This window comes from Pseudoalteromonas sp. McH1-7 (genome assembly GCF_013366255.1).
GTDB classification, from domain to species: domain Bacteria; phylum Pseudomonadota; class Gammaproteobacteria; order Enterobacterales; family Alteromonadaceae; genus Pseudoalteromonas; species Pseudoalteromonas peptidolytica.
On record NZ_JABWPQ010000016.1, the window covers coordinates 127161 to 134325 of the forward strand.

The window sequence follows — 7165 nt, forward strand, 5'->3', positions numbered from 1 at the left end:
ATAAGCTGTTAATATGAATATCTTCAATTTACTAAAACAATTAAAAGAACGAGATGTCTCTGTTGGAGTAGAAGGGGAAAAGCTGAAAGTTTACGACCCTGAAAATAACTTAACACCTGAGTTGTTACAGAGCTTGAAAGAAAAGAAACAAGAAATTATTCATTTCTTCAGTAACAGTGATGAGCTAACCAAGTCTGACTTTCCTTTGGCTGATCTCACGCGTGAGTTATTTACGGAAATTCATGCAGAGTATACCGATCTACAGAGCATTATGATTGCTACACCAATGCAATCAGGAATGATTTTCCAAAGTCTAATGGATAAATCCAATGCTGCTTATACGGTTCAGCTATCAGGGGAGCTGGTCGGTGTTATCGATGAAAAGGCCTTTGAAGCAGCATGGCTTCACCTGATTGAGAGACATGAGATATTAAGAACTTGTTTTGTTGGACTTGGAGAAAAGCGTATTCATCAACTGGTCCGTAAAGCGGCTGCTTTTTCAGTCCAGTATCATGACTTATCAAGCTATAATCGAACGCTCGCATATGAGCAGCTTGATGCCATCAAACAAGCAGATAGAGAGCAAGGCTTTGACCTTAAAGTGCCTCCTTTGATGCGGGTGCAACTTGTTAAACTTGATACGGAGCTATATCAGTTTATTTGGTCATATCATCATGCTTTGCTCGATGGTTGGTGTAACCCTATTGTGATCCAAGAAGTGATGGCGTTTTATCAAGGAGTCGTGAATGGGACTCCAGTGGTGCTCGGTGAACCTGCTAAATATGAAAACTTTATCCGCTGGTTGAAATCCAGAAATACAGATAAATCAAAACTATTTTGGCGGGAAACTTTATCTGGTTTATCTGAAGCTGCGCCTTTGCCATTTTTGAAACCTGCAAAGACGCTTACTTCACACTATGAAAAATGTTCTTTTTCGCTGTCTGAGGAGCAAAGTCGTAACCTTGCGCAATTAGCCCAAAAAGAAAAATGCACAGTGAATGTACTGTTGCAATTTGCTTGGGCATACCTATTAAGCCAGTACTCGGCGCGCCAAGATGTGCACTTTGGGGTCACTGTATCAGGCCGTCCAGCGGAGCTGGTTGGTGTTGAGAATATGCTAGGGTTATTTATTAACTCTATTCCCCTCTGCGTATCAGTAGACAAAACGTCAACAATTCGAGCTGTGTTAGACCATATTCATCGAACTAACATGGAATGTAACGAACATAGCTATTTGTCATATAGCGATATTCAAAAGCAGTCAGATATTCCTGCGAATAAACCGTTATTTGAAAGTCTCGTTATTTTTGAAAACTATCCCTCTGATGGGGTGGCAGGTGATGACAGCTCAGTGAGGCTCACTCAATTAAACAGTGAAGAGGATACTAACTTTGCATTAACCTTATACGCGTCAATGGCTGAGAAATTGGAGGTTGACTTACATTTCCAAACCGCAAGAATATCTCTAGAGAATGTACAGAGTGTAGTGGAATATCTACAACAGATCTTAATCAGCTTAAGTCAGGTATCAATGGAGGAGATAATATCTGAAGTAAGCCTTATCCCGGTACCAAAAACGAAGGCTTTTATTGCTGGGGAAACGAAAGAGATTAACGCTAAATCAGGGTTGTTGGCACAGTTTGAACATTATGTTGGAATGACGCCAGACAAAGTGGCGGTGGTGTGTGATGGTCACGCTTTCACATACAAACAGTTGTCTGAGCGCATCAATAAAATGGCGAACATGTTACATACACAAGGCCTTGGTGCTGGCGATTTGGTTAGCGTTTATTTGCCAAGAAATATTGAACTGTTAACCTCTATGTTGGCAATTCAGAAAGTAGGAGCCGCTTATGTCCCACTTTCGACCAATTATCCAATTGACCGGATAGCCTACATGCTAGAACATTCAAAGGCTAAGCGTGTTATTACGAGCGGTGATTTAGCGTTGGAGCTTGAGATCTGCGCGGATAGGGTTTTAGATTTGTCTGCATCAAACATAGTGACTGCCTTAGAAGGCAGCTCAGTAGCCCTTAACAATGAAATTCAGCTTCCTGCACCTGATGATCTCATGTATGTGATTTATACCTCAGGATCGACAGGCAAGCCAAAAGGGGTTTGTATCAGCCATAATAATGTCGCTAACTTTCTCCATGCAATGGAGCAAAGTCCTGGGTTATCTAGCCAAGATAGGCTACTTGCGATCACCCCTATCAGTTTTGATATTTCAGTACTTGAGCTCTATTTGCCACTGTATGTTGGCGCAACTGTTCATATTGTCGATGAGAAAATAAGTAAAGATAGCGGTAAACTGGTAAGCTATATCGAGCAAAATCAGATCTCTTGTGTACAGGCAACACCAGCTACTTGGACGATGTTAGAAGGGCAATCAAACTGGTCTACAGTCCAGCCTATAAAAGCGCTTTGTGGCGGTGAAGCATTGCCTCTGCATTTAGCAACAAAGATGGTGTCTAGGTACGAAGAAGTTTGGAATATGTACGGTCCAACTGAGGCAACCGTGTGGGTTGGTGCACATCGTATTGACAATGCTGATACTATTTCAATTGGTACGCCAATACTCAATACTAAGTTTCATGTTTTAAATGACAAGCTAAAACCAGTAGTGCCAGGCATGAGTGGAGAGTTATATATATCTGGGGCTGGGTTAGCGAAGGGTTATTTGAATGAGCCGGAACTGACAACTGAACGATTTTTATCTTCTCCAGAATCTGGAGAGTTGATTTATAAAACTGGAGATGTTGTTCGACAGATCAGCAACAATGCCTATCAATACCTAGGGCGTGTGGATGAGCAAGTCAAAGTGCGTGGTTACAGGATTGAACTAGCAGAAGTGGAATCAGCGCTGATACAAAACGAATTAATTGAGTTCGTTGTGGTTAAAGCCGTATCAAATGGGGATGATTTCTCTCAACTGGTTGCCTATTGTGAATTAACCCCGGCAAGTAATGAGTATGATAACCTCGACTTACTTCAAAAAGTTAAAGCTCATCTCAATGAAACTTTACCTGAATATATGCATCCAGCTTACTTTGAAATTATCGAAAATTGGCCGCTTACGCCAAGTGGTAAGGTAGACAAAAAGGCATTACCTAAACCAGAGATCTCGCTTGCTTTAGAAGAGTATGTTGCGCCTAATACAGACACTGAGCATAGCTTGGTTGCTCTGTGGTCAGAGTTACTTAAATTAGAGCCTTCAAAGATAAGTGTTACCAGCAGTTTCTTTCTTTTAGGGGGCAACTCTTTGCTACTGATGCGCTTAGTATCACGACTTAGGGAACAATTTTCTGTTGATATTGAACTAGAAGAAGCAATGGAACTATCTAGCATTCGATTGTTGGCTGAGAAAGTCGATGACTATCAGAAAAGTAATGCACTTTCAGACATCAGTAAGGTATCGGATGTATTGGCAGAAGATGAAGTGGAAGAAGCTATATGATAGAGAATCTACTACAGAGAGTTAAGGAACAAGGGATAAAGTTATACCTAGATAACGAAGGTGCCTTAAAACTAAGAAGAAAAACGAACACAGCAAACGACTCATTAATTGCAGAAATAAAAGAAAAAAAAGCACAGATTATCGAATGGCTTAAGGTTTCAGCAAAGGTAAATGACAAAATAGCAAGAGCTGAACATATTGATAGCGAAGCGCCAGCATCTTTTGCTCAGCAGAGAATGTGGTTGATTAATCAATTAGAAAGCAGTGATGCACATTATAATATGACAGACGCATTGCATATTAATGGCACCATAGACTTATCTGTGATTGAACAGACTTGTGATGAGATTATTAAACGACACGAACCTCTTAGAACCGTTTTTTTTGAAAGAGATGGGCAGGTGTGGCAAAAGGTATTAGACAAGTTTCATTTTCAAGTTACTCGTTTTGACTTTACTCAAGAAAGTGAAAATGTGGACAACCTAGTTTCTGAGTGTGTGAAGCAGTTTTCGTTACAAGCTTTCTCTCTTGAATCTGACTTGATGTTGAAAGTTGGCTACATTGAGCTGCCAATGAATAACACCGGTGAAGCGCATGGAGTATTACTCTTTAATCTGCACCATATTGCTGGAGACGGATGGTCCAGAGGACTACTGCTTAAGGAGTTCAATCATCTCTATCAATCAATTCAGCAGGGAGAGCCGAGTCGGCTGACATCAAATGCACTTCGATACATAGATTACTCGGTATGGCAAAGAGAGCAGTTCGAGTCATCAACAGTAGACTCTCAGAGGGCGTATTGGTTGAAGCAGCTTACTGAGTTGCCAGATGTGCATGCTTTGCCACTTGATCATCCTCGCCCACCAGTGCAGAGCTTTGATGGCAGTCGTGTTCAATTTGCTCTAGAAGCGCAGTTGAGCATGCAGTTGAAAGCGTTGGCTGTTGAGCAAAATGTAACATTATTTATGTTACTTCACGCAGCGTTTAGTTTATTGTTATCTCGCTATTCGGATTGCACTGATATTGTAATTGGTACACCTGTGGCAAATCGTAGGCAGCAAGAGTTAGAGGGATTAATAGGCTGTTTTGTAAATACGCTTGTACTGCGTACCAATACGTCTGAGAACAGGCGCTTTATTGATTACTTGCATGATGTAAAAAAAATCAATGTAAATGCACAAGCAAATCAAGATATGCCATTTGATTTACTTGTTGATGAGCTAAATCCGCAGAGAAGTCCTGCATACTCACCGTTATTTCAAATTCAGTTTAGTATGAATAATACTGAGTCGGTGAAGCCGAACTTAGCGAGTTCTTCTGTTTCTTCTGCGAATGTATCACGTAGTCTAGTAAAGTATGAACTTGCGTTACATGCCGTGGAGGATCATGACAGACTGAATTTTAGATTTGAGTATAATACTTCAATATTCAAACAAGATACGATACAGCAACTACAAGCCTGCTTTGTTCAATTGCTAAAAAGTATTGTTGCGACGCCACAGCAGGGTATTCATGAATTAACACTAGTTTCTGAATCTAACCAACATCACCTTTTGGTTGAGCTCAATGATACATCAGCACCAATAGCGCACGATGATAATGTCGTCGCAGCATTTACGCAGCAGGTTGCCGATAACCCACAACGTATAGCTGTGACTTATGAGGGAGAGTCGTTAACGTACCAGCAACTCGATGAAAGAGTGAATCAATTAGCAAACCATCTACAAGATAATGGTGTTGGGGCGCATAGTTATGTTGCTTTATATATGGAACGTTCGTTGGAAATGGTTGTTGCTATTTGGGCGATTTTAAAATCTGGTGGGGCCTATATTCCGATCGATCCGACATTACCCGCTGCAAGGGTAAGGGTTATATTGCAAGACGCGTCACCAGTCTTAGTTTTAACACAGAAAAGGTTTTACGGCTCACTGTCCTCATACCATCATAATGTTGTCTCTCTTGATGAGGATTCGGTGATACAAACCCTAAGTAGCGGCTCACGGTCATTTGAAACTAATTCACTATTTCAGCAAGGGCAGGAAGCTTATATTATCTATACTTCAGGTTCTACTGGTGAACCAAAAGGGGTAATTTGCGAACACAAAGGCTTGTTTAATCGCATTGATTGGATGCAAAAAATGTATCAGCTGACCTCGGCTGATTGTGTGCTACAAAAGACACCATACAGTTTTGATGTATCAGTATGGGAGTTTATATGGCCGCTAATTACAGGGTGCCGTCTAGTCGTAGCAAAACCTGAGGGTCATAAAGAGCCGAGTTATTTGTCATCACTTATTCAATCACAAAAGGTAACAACATTACATTTTGTGCCCTCTATGCTTAATTTGATGCTTCAAGCTGGTGACTGGGAGCAATGCAGTACGGTTCGCCAAGTGTTTTGCAGCGGAGAAGCGCTATCAAGTGAATTACAAGCGCAGTTTTTTGCAACGGAGACAAAGTCTAAATTACATAATTTATATGGTCCAACAGAGGCTTCAATAGATGTTACTTATTGGGAGTGCGATAGCGCTGCTGATAAGGGGGCTAGTGTGCCAATAGGTAGACCTATACAAAATACAAGTTTAGTTGTGTTAGATAAAAACGGAAAACTTGTTCCATATGGTGCTGTTGGAGAGCTTCATATTGGCGGAATGGGATTGGCGGTAGGGTATCTAAACAAACCCGAATTAACAAAAGACAAGTTTATTCCAAACCCATTTCCACAGTTAAATGGCCCCAGACTATACAAAACGGGTGATTTGGTTCGTTATAGCGAAGGCGGTAAGCTGGAGTATTTGGGTCGAATAGATCACCAAGTTAAGCTGCACGGCTTAAGAATCGAGCTTGGCGAAATTGAGTATCAGCTGGTTCAGCATGACAAGGTTAATCGATGTCTCGTTATGGTTCGTGAGGACATTGTTAATCAACCAAGATTGGTTGCGTATTTTGATAGTCCACACCCTGATATAGAAACACACTGTACAGAGTATCTAAAACAACAATTACCAAGTTATATGGTACCGGAAGTCTTGATCAGGGTAACGCAATGGCCGCTCACTGCGAACGGCAAAATCGACAGAAAAAAGCTACCTGTACCTAATGTGCCAGACACACTGAAGTATCTAGCTCCTGAAAACGAAATAGAAAGTCAGTTGCAACTTTTTGTGATGTCAGTACTACATTTAAACGAAGAACAAGTAAGCGCCGATGCTGACTTCTTTGAGCTGGGTGGTAATTCTTTACTGGCAATAAAGTTGATATCGAAGATTAACGAACAGTGGCAAATAAATATATCTAGTAAAGAAATCTTCAATACTAGAACCATAAGAGGATTGGGCGCAGAGATAGAAAAATATACTCTAGTATTGGCTTCCCAAATAATAACAAATAATACGCAAGTAGAGGAAAGTGGCTGGCTATGAACATTGTACAACTAATTCACCAAGCAAATAGCTCGGGTGTAACACTATTTTGTAAGTCTGGAAAATTAGGGTTTAGATTAAATAAGGGTTGTACTTTCCCACCAGAACTAAAACAAAGCATAGCGGATAACAAGCAAGCTATTATTGAATTTTTGACAGCCTATGAATCTTCGCCGAGCCTAGCGTTAAAGCCTATCACCCCAGTAGACAGAAACACAGATAAGTTCCCTCTGTCTTTTGCCCAGCAGCGGCTATGGTTTATTGATAGTTTGCAAGGTAGCACTCC

At 40.9% G+C, this 7165-nt stretch carries 3 protein-coding genes; all 3 read left to right on the plus strand.

Annotated features, from left to right (window positions below; genetic code table 11):
- Nucleotides 1-13 precede the first annotated feature (13 nt).
- Nucleotides 14-3457, plus strand: coding sequence for a non-ribosomal peptide synthetase (locus tag HUZ36_RS12815; RefSeq protein ID WP_176033051.1), 3444 nt, complete (start codon nt 14-16; stop codon nt 3455-3457).
- Nucleotides 3454-6879: a non-ribosomal peptide synthetase gene (locus tag HUZ36_RS12820; protein WP_176033052.1), complete on the plus strand. Its 3426-nt coding sequence runs from the start codon at nt 3454-3456 to the stop codon at nt 6877-6879. Before HUZ36_RS12815 ends, HUZ36_RS12820 begins: the two co-directional genes overlap by 4 nt.
- Nucleotides 6876-7165: TubC N-terminal docking domain-related protein (locus tag HUZ36_RS12825; RefSeq protein WP_176033053.1), on the plus strand; the 290-nt coding region annotated here is incomplete at its 3' end. The genes HUZ36_RS12820 and HUZ36_RS12825, both read left to right, overlap by 4 nt.